Raw genomic sequence first — 21,423 nt, 5'->3', positions numbered from 1 at the left:
AAAAATTAAACTTTTCTACTCCAAAGTGTGAATTCTTCAAATACGTTTTATAATTTTGCACTTGCTGGTTGACTCTGTGGCCTTACGATATACTTAGAATAATCTCAAGTTTTCGCAAAAAAAGTTTGCTGGAACAAAAAAAAGAATTACCTTTGCAAACGTCTTTACAAGCCATGCCCAGATGGCGGAATCGGTAGACGCGCTGGTCTCAAACACCAGTGGAGCAATCCATCCCGGTTCGATCCCGGGTCTGGGTACAAAGTAAAAAGCTAAGTAGTTGATTACTCAACACTTAGCTTTTTCTTGCTTGATAAATGTTCCCAAATTGTTCCCAATTAGCATTATGGTCTTTCCACTATTGCTTTCATTTTGTCAAACCAACTTTTAATCTCACCTTCAGTATCTCGTTCCATTAATAATTGGTATGTCATCATATCAAAAGCCTTTCTAAGATAAAGCTTAGACTTGTTTGCCCCCATTGGTTTGTCCAGTTTTTTCTTTATAGCATAAACTTTGCCAAATCTTTCTGGTACTTTTTCCTCATCAGTATCTACATCTACATCATATGCTGATTTTATAGCATCATAATGAAGATAATTTTCTATTTCATACTTCTTTGTTAGAACTCCCCATGATCCATCATTTCGTGCATTTACCTTATCTATTGACTTTTGATATGTTGTAACGTCGTTATCATAAATATGAATACAAGGACAATTGAGATTCTCCAAATAATGAGCATCTACCCAATATTTAAGAATACTTCCGCCTGATGGAATTAACAAAATACGTTTATCAGTAGACAAGTTAATTACATCAGGATACTTCTCACGCAAGCAACGAGAAAAACATTTTAAAGCTATAACATCAGTAGGTCCCTCCACATAAATAACTAATTTAATATTTTGCTCAGGGTTAGGTAATATGCCCAAGGTCTTAACAACTTCAGCTATTACTGCCTCTGTCCCATTTTGAACAAGAGCATTGCTTTCCTCATCTTTGTTAACAAACCTTATACTATCAGTTGGCAATTCTTGAGCTAACCCTGGGCTATGTGTTGTAAGAATAATCTGACAATGAGGAGTTTCTGATAATTCTAAGAAGGAGTTGATTAAAATCTTCTGGTTATTAGGGTGTTGGGCTGTTTCAGGTTCCTCTATAGCATAGATAATATCCTTTTTATTGCTTTTCTTTGCTTTCCGTTCTGCTTCTGCCTTAAAAAAACCTACCAAAATCATTCGTCTTACACCACTACCGCGCTTATTAAGCGATATCCCTGCATCTGTATCCATCGCTATTGAAAATAGGCTGTTCCACTTAGATACAGCAGGTGTTGCAAATGTAGGTGTTAACTCATTTGCTAATGATGGGTCAATAGCTTGTAAAGCTTCATGAGTTTGATTTGCAATTTCTGTTGCCTTTTCACGCACCTTTTCTTGAATTTCTTGTATCTCCTCTTGAACTTCACTAATAGCCTCCTGTATAGCTACTTTCATTGGATTTTGAACCTCTCCGTCAGAATCGCTACTGGAACGGTCGCTTTGAAAAAGTGCATAAGTTGGTAAATGCGATTCTATCTTAGACCAAATATCCTTTACATCTTCTTTAGATTTTGTCAAAGATATTTCAACCTCAGATATTTTAAGATCATCAGCAGATTCCCATAAGGCTTTACGCATTGTAGGATTACCCTTTTTAGAACAATTTAATTGGCGTTCTTTAACCATCTTCTGCAGTTCCTTTTCTTTCAAAGAGAGAAGATTCTCAAATCCATCTGCTGTTGGATGATTAGCTACAATGTATATATCTTCAGAAGGTTTGGACTTGCTACAATCATAAGTCTTTTTAATACGCATCGTATCCTCATCTATTAGTAGGTATTCCTCTTTCAATGAAGTATTCTCACCTGAATCTAAAACCAGTTCATTTGGTAATTCCGTAAAATCGCATGCTATTGTAACTTTTTTAGAATTCGAAAAAACATTGGCATCAGATCTATCAATTTTAACTATATCATTGTTGAAAAAAATCTCTAACGCCTCTAATATAGTTGATTTCCCCGCATCATTTTTACCGATAAAAGTAGTTATGTTCTCAAAGTCTACACTAATCAAGTCTTTATAACTTCTAAAATTCTCAAGATATAATCTTTTTAATTTCATATTTATTTGTTTTTTAATGTTACTCTATCTGTTACCGCACTTGTTACAACTGTATATACGCTTGGTAGCATGTATTTATCTAATCTAAAGCACTCAAATACCGTCTGATCGAATTTTATACGGTCTTTATCGTTAACTTCTTCAAAAACACTGTTGATTTTTCTGTGTTTTAATGGTTCAAATGCTCTTTTTATCTTTTGTGAGTGTTCTTTTGATAACAAATTAGGATTTAATAAGCATATCTGCTTCAAATAATCGGCATTTAAATCTAAAGCACCTAAGTTTCTCGATGTCCCTCGCATTTCAAGTATTAGGAATGTTATAACAGAGTTCAGTAGGGCAGCAATCAACTCTACATCATAACTATCCTGTACCTGCATTGCTATCAAACGTTGATCAATAACAAATGGCTCTTTGGAAAAGGTAAAGAAGAAACGCTCATATGGATTAATTGCAGTGATAATATGTGCCCTTTTGGGATTCAGAGAATACCAATAAGGACGATGTCCTGCACATGCCTGTGATATTGTTTGGCTACCATTCTTGTTTGGTGCATTCACAAATTTATCAATCCATGATTTCGTTCCTTTGTCTATTGCATTTTCCTCATCTTGGCAGACGAATGTCCTAAACTTATAATTATCATCAAACTCTATCTGTTGAAGCTCTGATGATGACTTCACATACGGGACCAAATACTTTTCGTCAATGTGCGAAGTCCTTACATTTTCTTCTTTGATAACGAACATTGGGTTCCAACCCGTTCGCTCGCCTCTAAACACCTTTACGATGTTGGGATAATATTGTGTCAGACAACTATCAAAGCTGCCAAATAGATTGGTGGAAAGGAAAAATTGTCCCCAATTAGTCTTGCTTTCAAGACTATCTAACAAGTGTTCTTTAGATGTCAAGCATACCGACAAACTCCCATCTTTACGCTTATACAGGTCAGCAAAGAAGTTATCCTTCTCCCATAGCCCATTATGAGAATCACTGCAATTATCTATATCACTATAAAAATCTTCAATTTGCTGTATTTGTTCGTTCTTAGATTCTGCAACAAACAACTCACTCAACTTACGATTGAGTGTGATAAACTTTGTTGGTTCATTACTTTGTATCTTGTCTAAGACAAAATAAATCGTGGACACTTGAGAATCCTTAAACCAATGTTCTGCATTGCTCTTTACAACATATCGTATATGAAAGTTGTCTAATAAGAACTTCTTAAATTGGAACCCATACTCTTTCCCTAACCACGCATTAGATGTTATTGCCGACAAGCAACCATCAGGTTTGAGAAATCTATCAGCGTTATAAATACAGTATGTAAAATAATCAGATCGCTCATTGATTTTGAATGTTTTGTCTTTCAAAAAAGCTTGCTGCTCACTTTGAAATTGCTCTCTAAAGAAAGCTGATAGTTTCTCATTGGGAATATCCTCCTGCTGTATGAACGGGAAATTGCTTGCAATGCCATCAAAAATTGGTATAGGCACATCAATACGCTTATTATGGTCGTGCGAATCTGGAAAAACGACCTTTTCTCCAACTTCCAAATTAAAAAAGTCATTACGCATAACACGAGGAAAATTGTCAGTTGCAACCACATCTTGCTTATATAGGTTGATAACAGATAAAATTGCAGGGAAATGGGAAACGTCATTACCCCATATCTGCTTTAGTAGTTTCCTATGCTCCTTTGTACCTAATATTCGTAAAATCTCATAAAAAGAACTTAGAAAAGTACCAGTTCCGCAAGTTGGGTCGAACAATACGTCTTTATTGGTCTTAACAACAGGGAAAGCAACAAGTTTTGCCAATACTTCATTAGTAAAATATTGTCCAAACTTCTGCTTCTCATCATCAGGCACAAGGTTTTCCAATATATGCCCAATAACTTCTGTTGGCAACACTTTGAAATCAAAAGCGATCAGCACCTCCAATAGAGCATAAATAGCTTTATCGACCAAAGTAGAATATTCTATACTATCTGTGAAATACGGTCTAAAGATAGCTTGATAATCAATCTTCTTTGCTTTGTCAAAATAGCTATTCAATAAATCTTTAGCAGATTTATTATCATCAAGAGCAATTGGTTTCAACTCTCCGCTTAAGTTCTCGCAAAGAGTCAAATAGAAAATGGTCTTGCCTATCAAGTTGTAGAAAGTAAACTTCGCCAAAACCTGTTCTGGTATGACATGCTCCTTCTTTCTTGACGAGGATTCTAAAATCTTCAAAGTGGAACTTTCATAAATTTTCCATTTATTAAATTCATCTCTAAACGCACGATTACTACCTTTCTCCTGAATTATTGCCTCTTGAAATTGTGGAATAATGATAGTAGATGCTTCTCGTACAGCAGAAATGATATTTTTAGAAATATCAAGTGCAGGTTTCAAAGTTCCATTATGATACAAAGAATCTAAATCATGCAGAATTTCCTCAGTACGCTCTTTCAAAAATGGTTCGTGCTGTGCAAACTTTACAGGATCAGCTAAATCCTCACGACTGTTGATAGTTGAAACCTTTGGATAGACTTTTAACTTTGATAGGCTATCAAGTGTATATTCTTCATCGTCTATATGCCAAATGATAGCTTCTGCACCGTTCCATGTAACAAAGGAATCAGAGTGTAACTTATTTGCCTTTTCCAGCGCATTCTCCAACATAACGGTATCGTCAACGGCAGTATCTGGAAACTTCAATTCCCATCCATTGAATATTACACCAGAAGTCTTATCAACGAAAAGAAGAATATCAGGAAATTTAGTTCTTCCCGATTTCATTTTTATTCCTGTATCATTAGTTGCATCTTGAAAAACAGTAGTCTTTTTGTCAATAGCTGATTTTATCCAACTAATAAGTTGACCAGCCCAATCTCGTTCGTTTCTCCTTACATCAAGTTTTGCCATAACTATTACTTTGCAGCGGAGGTATATACTTTGTTGTCAAAAAGTCCTTGTATGACAGGTTGCATTTTATCATTGTGCTGCTTAGCAGTAACCTTTGCAAGGCGATCTGCACATACTTGTATATAATCTATTTCTTTGACCTTATGTAGCATTACATTCTGATTTTTCTCAATTCCGATATACTTTCTATGCTCCATAGCAGCAGCAACTAAAAAACTACCACTGCCACAAGCATTATCAAGAATAATATCGCCAGGGTTAGAGAATGTTCTTATTAAGTATCGCCCAAGCTCAACAGGTTTTTGAGTTGGATGATATACAGCTCCTTCTGATTCTGCCGTTTTAACATACAAAAAGTCTTCTATTGGCAATTCATTATCATCCATAAGCAGAACATCATTTGGATAGCGCATACCATTACTTTGAACGTGTCGCGGTTTGAAATCTCCATAACTCCCTGTATATTGATTCTTGCGGACGCCCTTATCATAACTTTCTCCCTTTGTCATTTGAGGATTATATGTGGGTTGTTGTTTATAAAACACACAAATATCCTCGTGTTTTCGCAAAGGCTGTTTCTTGGCATTTAAGAAATTTGTTGATTTGGATTTTATCCATACTATTTTATATTTAAACCAATCCTCATTGCTTAAAATGAGTTTTGCAGTAAAAAGACCTTGGGCAGTCAGAACAATAGCACCATTATCCTTTATTATACGCATATACTGTTGCCAAAGCTTCTTTAAGTCAATGACAGAATCCCACTTGTTTTGTGTTGTACCATAAGGTAAATCGCACAAAATCATATCAACAGATTTGTCTGGAATATTAGGCATAACTTTCAAACAATCGTTTTCAAAAACCTTATTAGTAAAATCTTGAATGTTATTTTCCATATTCGCGTATATTTTCTGCAACCATACTAATTACTCCATCAGCACAATCTTCTTCTGCTAAAACATCATAGACTTTATCTGCGAGCCATAATTGCAGAAGTTCCTTTTCGTTTGCGTCAAGTAATTTTGCCAATAAAATGACTTGTTCTCTTTTGGCTTTTCTTTCTCCTCTTTCAATACGGCTATACATAGGGGTATCTATCTCCAATGCAGAAGCCAACTGCCTTTGAAGTAACTGTTTCCCCTCTCTTAGTTCTTTTAATTTATCAGCAAACAGCATATTTGTCAATAATTGATTTGTCTTTATTTGGCAAATTTAATATTTCTATTTGAAACAAACAAATTTTTCAAAGACTTTTTGAAACATCCTGCGGCCATTTAAGTTAGATAGAGCGAAGTACATTCAATCTATCTTGACAGATTTCATTTCATCTTGCCTGCATCAAGCTATCAGCCTTAGATTTTAGTTGTAAGTCGTATCCGTCTGCTTTTTCCTTAATGAGCTTAATGGTCTTTTCGTTTCGATGAATATCGAACACCTCATTGAGCCATAGGATTTCCTTTGGACTACAACCTCTCCACACTCTGATAATACGGAATTTCAAGGCATCATCCTTGTATTGCTGTTTGCTTTGCCACAAGAAGTAATTGCCGACCAAAGAAACAAAACAAAGGACAGATACTGCTACCATATAAGTAAAGACTTTCGAGGACTTGAGGTCAAAACTGTGCCTGTGGATATGTTCTTGCGGTTGTGGATGCTCTTTCTGTTCCTGCCATTCGTGCAACATGGCCAATACGCTTGCCACCAATTTGTCTATGGATTTAGCCTCCTCGTCTTTGATGCGCACTTGCACACCAATATACTTGTTAATCACTTCTTTTGTTCGCTGTTCATACTGATTGAGCAATTCCTGTTCTTTCTGCTCATCACTTTGTGCTGGTGTAGATTGGACAGGGAGGGAAACAGAACCGTTCTCCTTTTCTTTCAACTCCTTTAGCTCCCTGTAAATTGTCTCCAGTTTGTTTTTGATTTCCTCAAAGAGGACAAATGTATTATTATCAGCCATAGTTATAAATGTATTTTACGTTTTTTCTTTTTCTTCTTTTTATCGAGTGTGTTGTAAACCTCCGCAGGGACAGTACCATGAGTTTGAAACAAATCCAATCCTCCTTCTATGAGTTCGTTGACTATTTCGCTCGTAGCATCTGCAACATTAGATATAAGGTTTATCGTTCCTTGCATCTGTTGTTTGAGTTCCCTGTCATTCTGTTGCAGGGCAAAGTCTATTTTAGAATAGCTGAAATTCCTATCCACCTTAGAGCCATTGAAATGATAGCCATTCTTTTCAAAGATAATTCCCTGCACCTCCTGTGAGTTGCCTTTGTACTTGAAGCGGACATCAATATCTTGCTTTTCCAAATGACTAAGGAGAGTTGTCCAATCCCTGCACCGTGCAATTTCTGCTTTCAATGCCTGATAGATTTCATATTTTGTCTTGTCAGGTTCTTTCAAGCGATACTCTTTGACTTTCTCCTTGCCATCGGCGAAATACAAACCATATTTGGTGGTCAGTTCCTTACAAATCTTCTCACTTCTGAATCTGTCGTTACGATCAGAAATGGTCTTGCCGTTGTTATCTATTCGGTTGAAAGCTATATGCACATGAGGGTGCTCTTTGTCAAAGTGGCGACCGATAATGTACTGCGTATCTTTTATTCCCATCTTCTCCATGTATTCACAAGCGATCTGCGCCATCCATTCATTACTGAGTTTGGAAGAATCCTGTACAGAGAAACTTAGGGAGATATGTCCCACAACCTTACCCACTCGCGGATTAAGTTCTGTTTGGTCGATGAAACTTTGGACAATATGACTAATACTGTCTGTCCGCACTCCGGAACTGTCTATAAGCTCCGTTCCTTTCTTCGGGTCAAGGATGTAATTGATTACACCCTTGAAGCCCGAACCTTTCATTATCTTTGCAATCATCTTCGTATCAGATTTAGGATTTCATCAATCTTGCTAATGATGATTTTATGGAAAGGAGCAATGGTATGAAATCCTTCCGCATTAGCACGATGTGCCAACTGATTGAGATTATTTGCCATGCCACACAGCTTACGGATGAAGTCTGCTTGCTCTACGGTCAGTCGCTCAATGATATTTCCTTTATCAAGAACTTTTCTTACAAACTCACTCATGGTTACTCCTGCACTTTTGGCTTTACCTTTGAGCGTATAGTAATCCTGCGTATTCAGTTTCACCGTGATACGGTATTTCTTCTTTTCGGCTACGCCCTTGGTTGGACGACCACCTTTTTTATATTCTGTTTTTATCATACTTGTTTCGTTTATTGATTTGATGGAGACCAACGGGATAATCCTCCAAACCGAGTGATAGGAGGTGGAGCAAGTGGTTTTGGTATGCCCAAAACATAAACTTGCTCCCCGAAAAATAGATTATGCGGAACATATTCCTGTAATCATCGCTTAATCCCTTTGGTTTTCTTGATTTCTGCTTTCTCAGAACGTTTGAATTCAGCACACAGATACTCGTTCAAGTCCTTGAAACCATTGTATATAGTTGATGAATCCGTAACAGAATCTCGTAGTCTTTTTGATAATTGCAGGTAGGCATTTCTTCCTGCATCGTCATTGTCTAAGAAACATTGAACACTGTCATAGCGTGATAATCTCTCTATCGCCTTATGAATATTCGTTACAGAATTGAGTATCAAATAATCCTGTTGCCTTAGTCCAGTATTCTGTGGATTTTCTTTCCTTTTCAGTGTCATGAGTGACAGGAAGTCCATGAAACCCTCGAAAAGAAAACAGACTTTCTTTGGCTCGTCGGCATAGAAATGACTGATATCTTTCGGTGCAATGCAGCCCTTGAAGAATGGATTGCGTAATTCGTAGCCACCTGCGATATTGGGAAAACCAATACCGAAGTAATGTTTGCCATTGGAGTCATAATGTAGTTCCTTACATACAGAAGATGCCACCTCCAAATCAATACATCTGTCCCAGAGATATCTCATCAAAGCTGGGTGAGATAAAGGAAGTATTTGTAAATTCTCAAAATAGTTTGTTTGCTGTTTCTCCTTAATATCTGCAAATGATGTAGAAAATATGGATGTACAATTGGGAACATTATCCTCTATCTTGCGAATAAGATACGACACATTAGAGGATTTGTAGAGCAGTTCTGCTAAGTCTATGATGTTTCCACCCTTGCCAATACCGAAGTCGTACCATTGGTTGAGTTCTGTATTTACCTTGAATGAAGCTTGGCGTTCAGTACGAAAGGGAGAGAGATACCATAGCTTATTACCTTGCTGTTTGATAGGCGTATGTCCCAGACTTGCAAGAAAATCTTGCAGCTTTATTGTTTTGATTTCTTGAATGTTCATATTACAGTGAAGTTGAATGGTATGAAAAATTGATGATTTGATGAAATGAAACATAATATGCTAATTATAAAAGGCTTATATACTCATCGTTGCTTCATCGCAATGCTTATCGAAGTAGAAGATACTTCTTAGAAGTACCAATATCTCGATTGCATGATTTCGTTATTTCCCTATCTCGTTTCTTAATATTTTCCCGAAATACTGAGATTTCTCCTTTATTGCATACCTGACTTTGTTTAGCAAGTTGTACTTTTGTGCGGACAAAAGTGTTGCCAATTTCGTGAAATCGGGAAGGGGAGGCGCAACTCACGTAAAGGAGCCAACCAAAAGAGAAACTTGATGTATTTTTCTTTTGGATAGTACAGAATACTTCTTTCATCATTCCTTTATACTGATGAGCAAAAGGATGAATGAGCAAGATGTTGCCAATCAGGAATTTATATGCTTCTTTTATCATTTCATCAAAATAAATGATTAAATGTTTGTGAGTAGTTCTTTGGTCACGGTGTAGTACCTACCTGTCCTCTTGATGGGCGAATAGTTCCTGAAACTATTGTAGTCAATCTGATAGGTGAGATAGGTAAGGCTGTTGGGAGCAGGCGAGAGTTTCCAAATATCCTGTACAATCCTTCGGACTTGGCTTTTATCAGCCTTGCATCCTGTGTTGTTCAGCAAGCATACCATATCATTAATACAGAATGAAAGTTCGGTAACAGCCATCTGCTCCATTATCTCCAAACAGAGTTCGGACAATTCCAACTCAATCTTATTGCGGTTGCTGCGGATAATGCGCTGCAAGGCTGGAGTAAAGGTCAGTTTGGGAGCAAACCACATACGACTTTCCTTGTGGGTGGACAACGTTCGGTGCTGTAGGAAATAGAGAAAGGCTGGAATTTCGGCTTTCAGCTTTTGCAGAAAGTCGGTATCATCGCTTTTAAGACGTTCTATCTTCCTGACCCAATATCGGGTTTCTCCCACGTCAATGATGACAGGGAGTAACTCGTTATTGGAACAGAGCACAAACTTGGCAAAGAAGGAGATTTCATCTCGGTCTTTGCCTTTTGCTTCCACCTTATAGGAAAGCGTTGTACTGAGATTTTTCAATCGTTCACTGTCTTCCCTGCGGTTGAGTAATACCTCGTCCACAACAATGAGCAGCTTTCCTGCCCAATCCGAATTGAACTGACTGCGAAAATCCTCGTTAGTGTTGAAAGTTACATTGTTCTGGAAAACGGCTTTAAGGAAATTGAGGAATGTACTTTTCCCAGTATTGCGTTCCTCTGACACCATTAGGAGGATGGGTAGTTTCTGCACGGGTTGGAGATAGAGCAACTGCAAGTAGTCCATCCCCAACTCGTATTGTTCCCCGAAAATGTGTCTTATCAGAGATTCAATGTGTGGGAACTCTCCTTCTTTTGGTTGGTGTCCTATTGGCTCGTAGAGATTGAGAAACTTGTCAATAACTGGTTGATAATTCACATGGTTAGGAACAGTACAGAAACCATCATACTTCGGTACAGTGGCAATGAAGTCCTTGCCATAGTCTTGCCGTAGCGTTTCGTTGTTCCATACGATACGCTTCTTGACAAAACCGCCATTGATGCGTGGTTGGTTCACGATTTTGTATAAGGTCGTGCCAACACGGATAAATTTTTCCTGTGCCATAATATTAGATGTTTGAAGTATGGTTTCCTAAAATCCTCTGCACGTCAGACATTTTATATCTGACTTTGTTACCAACCTTTATTGGCTTCAGGTAGTTCTTTTTACCCCAATGCCATAAGGTTGCATCGCAGACACCACAAAGTTGTTTTACCTCTTCTTTTGAAAGAAATCGTTCCTTACGTGCTTCTTCGACAATAGTTGTTAGCTCGTCTTTAGCACGGTTAATAAGATTGTTGGAAAATGCCAACAGATCCTCACCAGATACTTCTAATCGCACATGTGCATTAGAATCTTTAATGATAGACAAAATATCGGTCATAATTTTTAGATTCCACCTGCTTGTTTGACTCTCTGTTGTCGGTGGGTTTAACTAACAAAAAGTCGTCACCTCATTTGAGATGACGACTGCAAATTTATATCGTTAAATAATTGATTTTCAGCATTTTGTTAAACGCTTAATTCATATAAATATTAAGCGAATTAAACGAACTTTTATTCTGATAGAAAGGCTTTAATTTCATCTATCGAAGTACGGTCTTCTCCTCTATCTATCAACCTTATTCCTGTTTTTCCTATGGTTTCAGAAAGTTCCTTATAGGCTTTCTGAATACCTCGAAGCCCTATCAGGCGAATATTATAATGATCAGATAATGCTCTATAGAATGGTGCAATATCACATTCTCTAAGCAAGTTTTCTTCTTCCAAAGCTATTTTGAGGTAAACAATATCTTTCTCTGTAGGTTTGGTCAATATCCGAGTTCTAATTTTTGAAAGCAACTCTTTCTTTTCTACAGGCTTTAGAAGTTCTGCTAAAGTTCTCTCATCCTTAGGTCTGCCACGCCTTTTACTATTTACGGCTGGTTTATCAATGATGGGGGCTTCCTCTTCTAAAGCAGATTCGATAAGTCCATCAGATTCTACAGCTTTCTGGTATTGTTGAAACTCTTTCCAATCTTCCTTTGTTCTTTCCCCCAATGATATACTTCTGTGAATAATATATTTTACCATTAAAGAAAGCAGCCATTTGTGTAGTCGGTTGGTTTTATTGTTTTGAATTAGGGTTTCACCATGTTCTACCATGCATTCATAGCTACGACCAAAATATAACCATGCGAGCATTGCTGGAACTATTGATTTCCTGTCAGTATTATGAAATTCATGTACCAATCGTTCCGCAAGGTCTGAATTAGTTAACATATTTTCCAAAGAAGAAAAATCCCTTACTGTATCATTGAACATTCTTTTCTTGACCTCGTCTTTGTATTTCGGTACATACTTTATTACTAGCATAAAGACTTTTTGAAAACCAGCATTGTTTTTACAGTTCATTTCCTCAATAAATGAACCGTATTCTTTAGGGTGTGTATCAAGCCACTCTTTAATTAGTCGCTTAAAATCTTTAAAACTTTCTTTCATCGTAGAATTTAGTCTAAAAGTTTAACCAAGTCTTTCTTCATTTCGTCATCGATATCTCTATAACGTCTAAAGGCTTTGCTTCCCTCCTTATGTCCTGATAATGCTGAAACCAGATTAGGGTCTTTTACTTTTTTATAGATATTACCAATGAATGTTCGTCTTGCCAAATGACTACTTGCTACTTCATATATCGGTCGCTTCACCTCCTCATGTGTCAGAGGATCTAAGATCGTTACAATCCGATCTACACCAGCTCCTTGAAAAATACGTTTAATGGCAATATTATATTTTTGCTCTGATATGAATGGAAATAGTTTAGCTCCTTTATAATCCTCATAGCGTGCTAATATTATCTTGGCTTTGCTATTCAAGGGTACTCTAACGGTTACAGGATTACCCTCTCTGGTCTTTTTAGGGATATATTCTATAGCCTCATTGACTATGTTTCTTTTGGTCAGCCGATATAAATCGCTAACTCTACAACCTATCAAAGTTTGAAAAATAAAAATATCTCGTTGAATAGCAAGTTGTGGGTGTTCAGATAAATCTGCATCAAATATTTGGTCACGCTCATCTAAGGTAATGTAATACGGTGTTCCATAGATACATTCGTCTAATGGAAACTCATCAAATGGGCGATTGGTTGTGATTTTCTTATCGTAGCACCATATAAAGAACGTTCTTATACGGGAAAATCGGTCTATTAAGGTATTCTTACCTCTTGGTAGAGGAACCCTTTTTTCTGGAAAGGTCTCATACAATTTAGGATATTTCTCATAGTAAATATACTCATTTTCAAAGAAATCCCACATATCCCTTAACGTGTCAGCAGTCACCTCATCAACATCAAGAATAAAATCATGATATCCACGTTTAATGGTTCTAACATACATTTCATACCGTGCCAAAGAACGTTGAATAACCTTAAAGTTCTTCACACGTACCGCAGATAATTTATGTTCAACAAGAAATTTGGCGAAGAGTTCCAAAAGTTTAGGTTTATTTTCCTGCATCAACTCTTCTTCTGTCTTATATTTATTAGGGTGATGATATTTGTCAATAATCATAGCCAACCATTCATTGTTAGCTTCTGCCGTGTATTGTTTGGATATCGTTGAAATTATATCCTGAACGCTTTGAGACAAATGCAATTTGTTCTCTTCTGAAACCAATGCTACTCTGTCCTTGTAGCCCTGCTTTTCACTGCTCCAATGATTCGGATTGATAACTAACTCACTTGCAGCCTTAATATCTTTTTTACCATCACGCAAACGAAAATAGATAGTTGCCATACTATCTGTATCGTTCTTTTTTGCTGTCTTGCGAATGAATGCAGTAACCTTCATAATAGTTGTTTTTAGTTCTATTGCAAAGATACTAATTTGTTCCCAAATTGTTCCCAATCATCCTAAATATATTTTTATCATTTTCAATCAGAATAAATGTAACACTTCTTTATTTTATTGATTACAAGTGATTTATATTTAATTGTAAGGTTTAATAAAATTAATTTAATGTTCCCATATTTAATATTTCAAATGCGGGTCTGGGTACCACAAATCCCTTGTAAATTATTGATTTACAAGGGATTTTTCTTTCTTAAAGCGTACTAAAAGTGTACTTTGTAACAAAACAATGAGAAAGGTGTACTGTTGTAATTTTTCAGCTCTTAGTTTTATATTTAATTAACGACAGCTCTTCCCTTTTATTTTGTTTCCTTCCCTTCTTTGGCTTTTGGTACTTATTACGCATATATTCGATATTACGCATAATAGAAGTCGCACTAATACCAACAGCAGAAGCAAGTTCCATCTTGGTTATATAGGGATTTTCTGTCATTAGCTGCAAAATGGTAATACGATTTTGCGTTAATTTATCACCATTTCTAATGCTTTAGCCACTGCTTTTTCTACTATCATCTCTCGCTTATCAGTAACCTTAGTTTGTTTTTCAGTAACCCTATCAGATACCTTTGCCTGCTCATCAGTAACCTTTTTAGATACTTTCGAGAGAGTATCAGTTACCTTATCTACATTCTCTTTCACAGACTTTTCTTGCTCTGACATAACCCTTAGCACTGTAATCTTCAAAATGAAACCATCAAGAGGGATATTTTTATCAATTACTGAGACTTACAGTGGCATTTTCGGCATTTACAGTGGCATTTACAGTTGCATTTTTATTGATAGCCAGTTGGATAAAGAACCTTTTCACCCCTTGACTGTTTGTGGGTATTTTCCCTCTTTATTGGCGAACTCATACCTTTCTCTCTTATTACATACCAGAGAAAACAGATAACAGCTTAATTCTTCTTATACGCACCATTATGAGCAGGATGTGCCGTTTGAGGTGTCGAAGGGGTGGGTGTGGACAACGTTGGGAGAGATTGGAAACTGGCAGTCAGGAGCAACTCCAAGTAGAATGCAAAAAGAATATTATGAGGGTACAATACCTTGGCTCAAAACAGGAGATTTGAATGACGGCCTTATTACTGAAATTCCTGAAAAAATAACAGAGAAAGCACTTGAAGAAACTTCTGTGAGATTAAATCCCTCTGGTAGTGTGTTAATTGCAATGTATGGAGCCACTATCGGAAAAGTTGGAATCTTAACTTACCCAGCAACTACTAATCAAGCTTGTTGTGCATGTATTGATTACAAGATTAATCAAATGTTTCTTTTCTATTATTTATTAGCAAATCGTGAAACGTTCGTGTCTATCGGTGGTGGAGGGGCGCAGCCAAATATATCCAAAGAGAAAATAGTTTCTTTCCCTTTACCTCTTCCTCCACTTGCTGAACAGCATCGTATTGTTGCTGAAATAGAGCGATGGTTTACTTTGATTGATGCAATTGAGCAGGGCAAGGAAAATTTGGAAACATCAATCAAACAAGCCAAGGGCAAAATCCTCGACCTCGCTATCCATGGCAAACTCGTGCCACAAGACCCGAGCGATGAGCCGGCATCAGAACTACTCAAACGCATCAATCCCAAGGCACAAATCACTTGTGATAACGAGCATAGTAGGAAGTTACCCTATAATTGGTGTTTATGTAATCTTGGAGATGTTTGTATGCTTGAGAATGGCTTTGCATTCAGTAGCGACCAATATAAAGCAAAAGGAACGCCATTGATTAGAATATCAAACATCAAAGACAATGAAATTTCACTATCTTCTTGTGTCTTTATAAATGAAGGATATGAAGAAAAATATATCGTTCATAGTGGGGATTTACTGATAGCAATGTCTGGTGCAACAACTGGGAAAATGGGCATATATAATCAAAAATATGTTGCTTATTTAAATCAGCGCGTTGGTAATATTAAGATTGTGGATTCTAATTTGCTTTTTGACAAGTATAGAAATTATTTCCTCTTTTCTCAAAAAAATAAAATTTTAGAATTAGCATATGGGGGAGCGCAGCCTAATATAAGTGGCAAAGTCATTAACTCTTTATTTGTTCCTCTTCCTCCCATCGCCGAACAAAAGCGCATTGTTCAGAAAATAGAAGAATTGTTTTCATTACTTGATTGTATAGAAAAAGCTTTGCAAGCATAGTCTTATCGGGTTATGCCTGCAAAGCGATTACCAATTCACCACTTTATCCACTATCTTTTGTTGCTCGCTCGCAGTTCTTCTCAGATAGATGCGAGTGGTCTCTATGCTTTCATGTCCCATAAGGTCGGCTAATAGCGCAAGGTCGTTGAAACGGTCAAGGAAATTCTTTGCAAAGCGGTGGCGGAAAGAATGTGGATAAACCACATCACGATTGATGCCATACTTTTCAGCAAAATGTTTGAGCTGTTGGGCAATACCACGTGTTGTGATTCGATTGCCAAAACGATTGAGGAATATATACCCCGAACTTAATCCCCTCTCTTTAATCCACTTGTTTGCTTCTGTCCGTAAATTCTTAGGAATATATAAACGCCTTATCTTGCCACCTTTACTATAAAGATCGAGATACCCTACTTGTACATGCTCTGCTTTAATTTGCAGCAATTCACTAACACGTGCACCCGTTGCTGCCATAAACCATATTGTGAAGTACCACTCATCAAAGCCATCAGCCTTTAGCTTGGTCTTCAAGAACTTGTAGTCGGCATCACTTATCACATTTTCCAAGAAGTTCTTTTGCTGTACCTTAACAAACTTCACTTTTAGTTTGTCTTGCTTTGAGTACTCCAAGAATTTGTTAATAGCTTGCAAGCGTAGATTGACCGTTTGGGGCTTAAAATTCTCTACAAGAAATCCTTTGTATGCTAAAAGATTCTTTTTGTTCACTTCTTTGTAATGTTCAAAGAAGTAGTTTACTGTCCACACATACGATACAATGGTGTTTGGTGCCAAGTTGGTCTTGGCAAGATGTTTCTGAAATGTTGTTACCATATTACATTGATTTATAATGAATAAAGTAACAATATAATAAAGTATATCGAGCATTATGCGCAGTTGCCAAAAGGATGGAGTATTTGTGAGCTTATGGACGTAGCAAAAATAGTAACAGGTTCAACTCCCAGCAAGTCTAACCTTTCTTATTATGGAGGGAATTTTCCTCTTTATAAACCTTCAGATTTAGATGCTGGTAGACATACAAATACGGCATCGGAATACCTAACAACTAAAGGTCGAGACGTCTCCAGGATTATACCGCCGAACTCTATTGCAATATGCTGTATAGGGAGTATCGGAAAAGTCGGCTATATCGAGCAAGAAGGCACTACAAACCAGCAAATAAACACAGCAATTCCCTCATTAGCTATTTTCCCAGACTATTTATATCATTTGTGTACATCAACTTATTTCCAAAATAGTTTGATGGAAAAGTCATCTGCTGTAACTATTTCTATAGTAAATAAATCAAAGATGGAACACATCAAAATACCTTTGCCTCCCAAAGAAGAACAAGCACGAATTGTTGTAGCAATAGACAACCTATTTAATGCCTTAGATGCAGTCAAGGAGAACTTATAAGTTCTCCTTGACTGCATCAAGTAAGTTGAATGTCGATTTAATCGCTTCTACTATTCTTATCTGCTCATTATATGGTGGCAAAGGGACGGCAATAGCCTTGAATAGCTTTTTATTCAAGTGAGGTATTGCAGACCCCACTTTATTCTCTCTTAATACCTTTCGATGTAGGTTTATTACATTGAGAATATATTTCTCATTGACATTTTGGTCTATATCTAACTGCTTAAATGTACTTCCTTGATAGCCATCTATCGGGGTTCTAAATACTTCACCTGAATTCTCACCATCTACTAAAATCATATAGGAATTAGCTGTTACAAACTTACCTCTATCAATGACTTTTCCAGCCGAAGTCCCTCTTAAATACTTTACATCCAAATTTACCAAAGGAGTACTGTTCAGCTTTATTCCATCTTTTAGTTTACAAACATCTTGCATTGATATTACACTCCATCCTTTTGGCAACTGCGCATAATGCTCGTTATCACAAGTGATTTGTGCCTTGGGATTGATGCGTTTGAGTAGTTCTGATGCCGGCTCATCGCTCGGGTCTTGTGGCACGAGTTTGCCATGGATAGCGAGGTCGAGGATTTTGCCCTTGGCTTGTTTGATTGATGTTTCCAAATTTTCCTTGCCCTGCTCAATTGCATCAATCAAAGCAAACCATCGCTCAATCTCTTTAATTATTCGGAGTTGCTCTGCGAGAGGGGGTAAAGGTATTACTGTTTTCTTTATATCTACTAAGTGTAAATTGGGTAATCCTATACCTGTTAAATGGCTGTTAAATTGTTCTTTACAGAAATCACTATTTATAACTTGATGTAAGTATTGTGGGCATACATTTTTGCTTGGGCGTATGACTGCTAGTGTTACATAAATATCAAAGACTCGTGAATCTTCTACAATTGCAGCAACTCCAGTTGTTCCATTTTTCGCTAATAAAATATCATCTTTTTGAGGAGCTACTCGTTTGTATAATACCTCATGTAGTTCTCTTGTTATATATTTTATGTTGCTCCAATTTATTTTTTGACTTGTAACATCTTTTGATGAAATAAAAGGAACGCCTTGCTCTTTATCTGTATAAGTAGGCGTCTGGTGAGTACCATCAGTTATTGGAATAATACAAAGTTCAGGCAATGTTGTCCACACCCACCCCCGTGGCACCTCAAACGGCACATCCTGCTCATAATGGTGCGTATCGGAAGTTTTCACGGTCTTTCGACTGCGCTTTATCTTTCCTTCTGAGATTAAGCGTTCTTTTTCAGCACGGATGCGCTCAAGAAGAACTGATGCTGGCTCATCATTAGGGTCTTGAGGTACAAGCTTGCCGTGAATGGCAAGGTCTAATATCTTTTGTCTTAATTTCTTTGTGTCCATTATCTACCAAATTAATCATTTGCATTGTGTTTCTCTTCCAAGAATAGGTTGCAATATTCATTGAGCTGCTCTTGCATACGCTCTTGCGGAATAAGAATACGTTTGTATTCTGTTATCAAAGTTGGACTCATACTACGGCTCATCGCGTATTCTACCACCATTTTATCTGCATCAGGACATAACAGAATGCCAATAGAAGGGTTTTCGTTGCTACGCTTTACATCACGATCAAGGGCTTCGAGATAAAATTCCAACTGTCCGAGATCACAAGGATGAAACTTTGTCTTTTTTAGTTCTACCGCAACAAGTGCTTGTAACCCACGATGGAAGAACAATAAGTCTGCTTTGAAAGTTGATGCGCCCACATTGAGATTATACTCTTGATCCATAAAGATAAAATCTTTACCCAACTCAAGGATAAATTGCTTCATGTGTTCTATCAGCCCTTTCTTAAGTTTTGTTTCACTATGTTTTTGAGGTAATCCGAGGAAATCAACAAACAAAGTGTCCTTAAATACAACAGGAGCATTAGGATAAGTTTGCAATAAGCCTTTCGACATATTCTTTTTATCGCCTAACAATGTTGTGTAGGTCTGGTTGGTAATGCTACGCTGAAGCTCTCTTTTTACCAAATGCTCTTTGTGAGCATACAGAATATAGAACAACCGTTCTTCACTACTTTTACAACGACATAATATCTCTATATGATTCGTTAAAGTGGTTAGTGTGAGTAGTTTGGGAAATTGTCCAATTCTTGGCTGGACAATTTGCATAGGAAAAACAGTTGTACCTTGGTTTGTCTGTGCTAGGGAGGGATTATTAATTTGTGCAGTTTTTGGCTGGACAAATTCTTTAGATAAGTATTGTGATGCCGTGGATAAAAATCTTTCAGAGGAGTATTCCTCGTAGAATAGTACCATATTGTATATGCTACTTCTACTATACCCTTTCAGCTTTGGTTGTTTGGTACGGATATATTCAGAAAGTTGAATAACAACTTTGCTACCCCATTCTTCTGATTTTAATTTATGGGAAACATAACCACCCACATTCCAAGCCATAAGCAGCGTTTCTTCGTTCACCGCTCTTGAAGCACGGCTCTGATGCTGCAAAATGATATTGATTACCTCATCAAACTGCTGCTCTTGACTTAATATAATGTTGCTATCCATTCCGTTTACTCTTTAATTCCCCTCATTAACTTTTGCAATTCAGCAACAGCCTTACTGATGTTGGCGGCTTGAGTTGTGATATTTGTCATTAGCTCATCTAATGTAAACTGTTCTTCCTCTCCACCAGCCTTTATCCATGTAATATCAAGACTTGTTTTGTCGCGAGCCATAATGTCCTCTACCGTATATTTGCGCCATCTACCATCACGAGCAGTATCTTCGTTATAAGTTTCGGCACGAGGATTAGCATTGTAGCAGGCTACAAAATCATCAAGATGATGACGTTGCAACTTATTTGTTGCCAATGTATGCTTCACATCTGTGCGATAATCATAGAACCAAATATCCTTTGTTGGTTGTCCTTTCGTGAAGAACAACACGTTGGCTTTAACGCCTTGTGCATAGAAAATGCCAGTGGGCAAGCGTAAAATGGTGTGCAAATTGAAGTCGCTCAATAGCTTCTTGCGGATTGTTTCGCCTGCACCACCTTCAAACAGCACATTGTCAGGAAGTACCACTGCAGCACGCCCACCTGTTCTCAGCATCAACATCATGTGTTGCAAGAAATTGAGCTGATTGTTTTTAGTCTCTACATAGAAATCGGGACGATTGATGTCCACCGAACCAGCGGGGCGTGTCCCAAAAGGAGGATTGGCAAGAATTACATCTACCAAAGTTTCAGGCTCTTTTTCTAAACTATCTTCGCACGCAATAGGGCTACGGTCTGTCCCAATGCCATGCAAATATAGGTTCATCGAAGCCAAAGTTACAACTAATGGAGTGTTATCAATGCCATGAAGTGCCTTATTATTTAAGAATTCACGTTTGTCCTTATCTTGTGATTGCTGTTTCATACTATCGTATGCAGCCAACAAGAAACCTCCTGTGCCACATGCCGGATCGCAAACGGTTTCGCCAATCTTGGGTTTGATACAATCTACCATTGCCTGGATAAGAGGACGAGGCGTAAAATACTGCCCTGCACCACTTTTCTTATCTTGACCATTCTTCTCCAAGATTCCTTCATAGATAGCACCTTTTACATCGCCATCCATAACAAGCCACTGCTCTTCGTCTATCATTGAAATCACCTTCTTAAGATAAACAGGCTTATCAATCTTATTTTGTGCCTTAGTAAAGATTGTACCTATCAGATTGTCTTGCTCGCTAAGAATTTTCAGTGTCTTCTCATATTGCTCTATCAAGTCTAAACCATCAAGTTCTATCAGATTACGCCAACGATAGCCTTCAGGAATAGAAGATATATCCTCAAACAATTCCTCATTCTCCGCATCCATTTTGAGAAAGAGAAGATAGGTAAGTTGAGTAACATAGTCGGTGTAGCCAATACCCTGTCCTGATAGTGTGGTCGCTAAATTCCAAACCTTTTTGGTAAGTGTTTGCTCTGTTGATATATTTGTTGCCAT

General features: G+C 37.3%; 21 protein-coding genes and 1 tRNA gene. 3 read left to right on the top strand and 19 right to left on the bottom strand.

All coding sequences use genetic code 11. From position 1 onward, the window contains the following. The first annotated feature begins 175 nt into the window (after nucleotides 1-175). Nucleotides 176-257 (top strand) — tRNA-Leu (locus AC1EK4_RS06610). An 84-nt stretch (nucleotides 258-341) separates the two neighbouring features. Here the strand turns inward: AC1EK4_RS06610 and AC1EK4_RS06605 are convergent. The 15 genes from AC1EK4_RS06605 to AC1EK4_RS06535 form a co-directional block, all read right to left on the bottom strand. Next, complete coding sequence (locus tag AC1EK4_RS06605) at nucleotides 342-2,162, bottom strand: AAA family ATPase (protein WP_480357507.1); 1,821 nt, start codon at nucleotides 2,160-2,162, stop codon at nucleotides 342-344. Nucleotides 2,163-2,164: 2 nt separating this feature from the next. Beyond that, nucleotides 2,165-5,077 carry an N-6 DNA methylase gene (locus AC1EK4_RS06600; RefSeq protein ID WP_480357505.1) on the bottom strand — a complete coding sequence of 971 codons (2,913 nt, stop codon included), beginning with the start codon at nucleotides 5,075-5,077 and terminating at the stop codon, nucleotides 2,165-2,167. Nucleotides 5,078-5,082: 5 nt separating this feature from the next. Next, nucleotides 5,083-5,973: a DNA-methyltransferase gene (locus AC1EK4_RS06595; RefSeq protein ID WP_480357503.1), complete on the bottom strand. Its 891-nt coding sequence runs from the start codon at nucleotides 5,971-5,973 to the stop codon at nucleotides 5,083-5,085. Then, complete coding sequence (locus AC1EK4_RS06590; protein WP_276911411.1) at nucleotides 5,963-6,253, bottom strand: helix-turn-helix domain-containing protein; 291 nt, start codon at nucleotides 6,251-6,253, stop codon at nucleotides 5,963-5,965. Before AC1EK4_RS06590 ends, AC1EK4_RS06595 begins: the two co-directional genes overlap by 11 nt. 148 nt (nucleotides 6,254-6,401) lie before the next feature. After that, a complete protein-coding gene (locus tag AC1EK4_RS06585) occupies nucleotides 6,402-7,043 on the bottom strand; it encodes a hypothetical protein (RefSeq protein ID WP_480357501.1) in 642 nt (213 codons plus the stop codon). Nucleotides 7,044-7,045: 2 nt separating this feature from the next. Next, a complete protein-coding gene (locus tag AC1EK4_RS06580; protein ID WP_480357500.1) occupies nucleotides 7,046-7,966 on the bottom strand; it encodes a relaxase/mobilization nuclease domain-containing protein in 921 nt (306 codons plus the stop codon). Continuing rightward, on the bottom strand, nucleotides 7,963-8,316 hold the full coding sequence (locus AC1EK4_RS06575) for a plasmid mobilization protein (protein ID WP_480357498.1): 354 nt from the start codon (nucleotides 8,314-8,316) through the stop codon (nucleotides 7,963-7,965). The genes AC1EK4_RS06580 and AC1EK4_RS06575 overlap by 4 nt, the downstream gene beginning before the upstream one ends. A gap of 143 nt (nucleotides 8,317-8,459) precedes the next feature. Then, entirely contained in the window at nucleotides 8,460-9,389 is a 930-nt protein-coding gene (locus AC1EK4_RS06570) for a toprim domain-containing protein (RefSeq protein WP_480357497.1), read from the bottom strand. A gap of 106 nt (nucleotides 9,390-9,495) precedes the next feature. After that, nucleotides 9,496-9,846 (bottom strand): hypothetical protein, encoded by a 351-nt coding sequence (locus AC1EK4_RS06565; protein WP_464685093.1) that lies wholly within the window; start codon nucleotides 9,844-9,846, stop codon nucleotides 9,496-9,498. A gap of 17 nt (nucleotides 9,847-9,863) precedes the next feature. Continuing rightward, nucleotides 9,864-11,054: a primase-helicase family protein gene (locus tag AC1EK4_RS06560; protein WP_480357495.1), complete on the bottom strand. Its 1,191-nt coding sequence runs from the start codon at nucleotides 11,052-11,054 to the stop codon at nucleotides 9,864-9,866. Nucleotides 11,055-11,058: 4 nt separating this feature from the next. After that, a complete protein-coding gene (locus tag AC1EK4_RS06555) occupies nucleotides 11,059-11,373 on the bottom strand; it encodes a helix-turn-helix transcriptional regulator (protein ID WP_480357494.1) in 315 nt (104 codons plus the stop codon). Nucleotides 11,374-11,546: 173 nt separating this feature from the next. Then, the gene (locus tag AC1EK4_RS06550) at nucleotides 11,547-12,470 is read right to left on the bottom strand and encodes a DUF6043 family protein (RefSeq protein ID WP_480357492.1); all 924 of its coding nucleotides are present in this window, start codon (nucleotides 12,468-12,470) and stop codon (nucleotides 11,547-11,549) included. Nucleotides 12,471-12,478: 8 nt separating this feature from the next. Beyond that, nucleotides 12,479-13,816 carry a site-specific integrase gene (locus AC1EK4_RS06545; RefSeq protein WP_480357516.1) on the bottom strand — a complete coding sequence of 446 codons (1,338 nt, stop codon included), beginning with the start codon at nucleotides 13,814-13,816 and terminating at the stop codon, nucleotides 12,479-12,481. Nucleotides 13,817-14,132: 316 nt separating this feature from the next. Continuing rightward, complete coding sequence (locus AC1EK4_RS06540) at nucleotides 14,133-14,309, bottom strand: hypothetical protein (RefSeq protein WP_232223197.1); 177 nt, start codon at nucleotides 14,307-14,309, stop codon at nucleotides 14,133-14,135. 29 nt (nucleotides 14,310-14,338) lie between these two features. After that, nucleotides 14,339-14,536, bottom strand: coding sequence for a hypothetical protein (locus tag AC1EK4_RS06535; protein WP_480357489.1), 198 nt, complete (start codon nucleotides 14,534-14,536; stop codon nucleotides 14,339-14,341). A gap of 271 nt (nucleotides 14,537-14,807) precedes the next feature. Here AC1EK4_RS06535 and AC1EK4_RS06530 point away from each other — a divergent pair, with 271 nt between their 5' ends. Next, a complete protein-coding gene (locus tag AC1EK4_RS06530; RefSeq protein WP_480357488.1) occupies nucleotides 14,808-16,028 on the top strand; it encodes a restriction endonuclease subunit S in 1,221 nt (406 codons plus the stop codon). Between the two features lie 27 nt (nucleotides 16,029-16,055). Here AC1EK4_RS06530 and AC1EK4_RS06525 read toward each other — a convergent pair whose 3' ends face one another. After that, nucleotides 16,056-16,859: a tyrosine-type recombinase/integrase gene (locus AC1EK4_RS06525; protein WP_480357486.1), complete on the bottom strand. Its 804-nt coding sequence runs from the start codon at nucleotides 16,857-16,859 to the stop codon at nucleotides 16,056-16,058. Nucleotides 16,860-16,922: 63 nt separating this feature from the next. Between AC1EK4_RS06525 and AC1EK4_RS06520 the strand changes: the two genes are divergently transcribed. Further along, on the top strand, nucleotides 16,923-17,444 hold the full coding sequence (locus AC1EK4_RS06520; protein ID WP_371563633.1) for a restriction endonuclease subunit S: 522 nt from the start codon (nucleotides 16,923-16,925) through the stop codon (nucleotides 17,442-17,444). On the opposite strand, the gene AC1EK4_RS06515 is transcribed toward AC1EK4_RS06520, so the two are convergent. From AC1EK4_RS06515 to AC1EK4_RS06505, 3 genes are read right to left on the bottom strand one after another with little or no spacing between them, the layout of a single operon-like run. After that, nucleotides 17,439-18,824: a restriction endonuclease subunit S gene (locus AC1EK4_RS06515; protein WP_480357484.1), complete on the bottom strand. Its 1,386-nt coding sequence runs from the start codon at nucleotides 18,822-18,824 to the stop codon at nucleotides 17,439-17,441. The genes AC1EK4_RS06520 and AC1EK4_RS06515 overlap by 6 nt on opposite strands. Nucleotides 18,825-18,835: 11 nt before the next feature. Beyond that, complete coding sequence (locus AC1EK4_RS06510) at nucleotides 18,836-19,996, bottom strand: PDDEXK nuclease domain-containing protein (RefSeq protein ID WP_480357483.1); 1,161 nt, start codon at nucleotides 19,994-19,996, stop codon at nucleotides 18,836-18,838. 5 nt (nucleotides 19,997-20,001) lie between these two features. Then, complete coding sequence (locus AC1EK4_RS06505) at nucleotides 20,002-21,423, bottom strand: type I restriction-modification system subunit M (protein ID WP_480357481.1); 1,422 nt, start codon at nucleotides 21,421-21,423, stop codon at nucleotides 20,002-20,004.

It is taken from the genome of Prevotella sp. C0026C3 (assembly GCF_056590795.1).
Note: the sequence above shows the minus strand (reverse complement) of the source record. Positions and strands in the feature narration are given on the sequence as shown.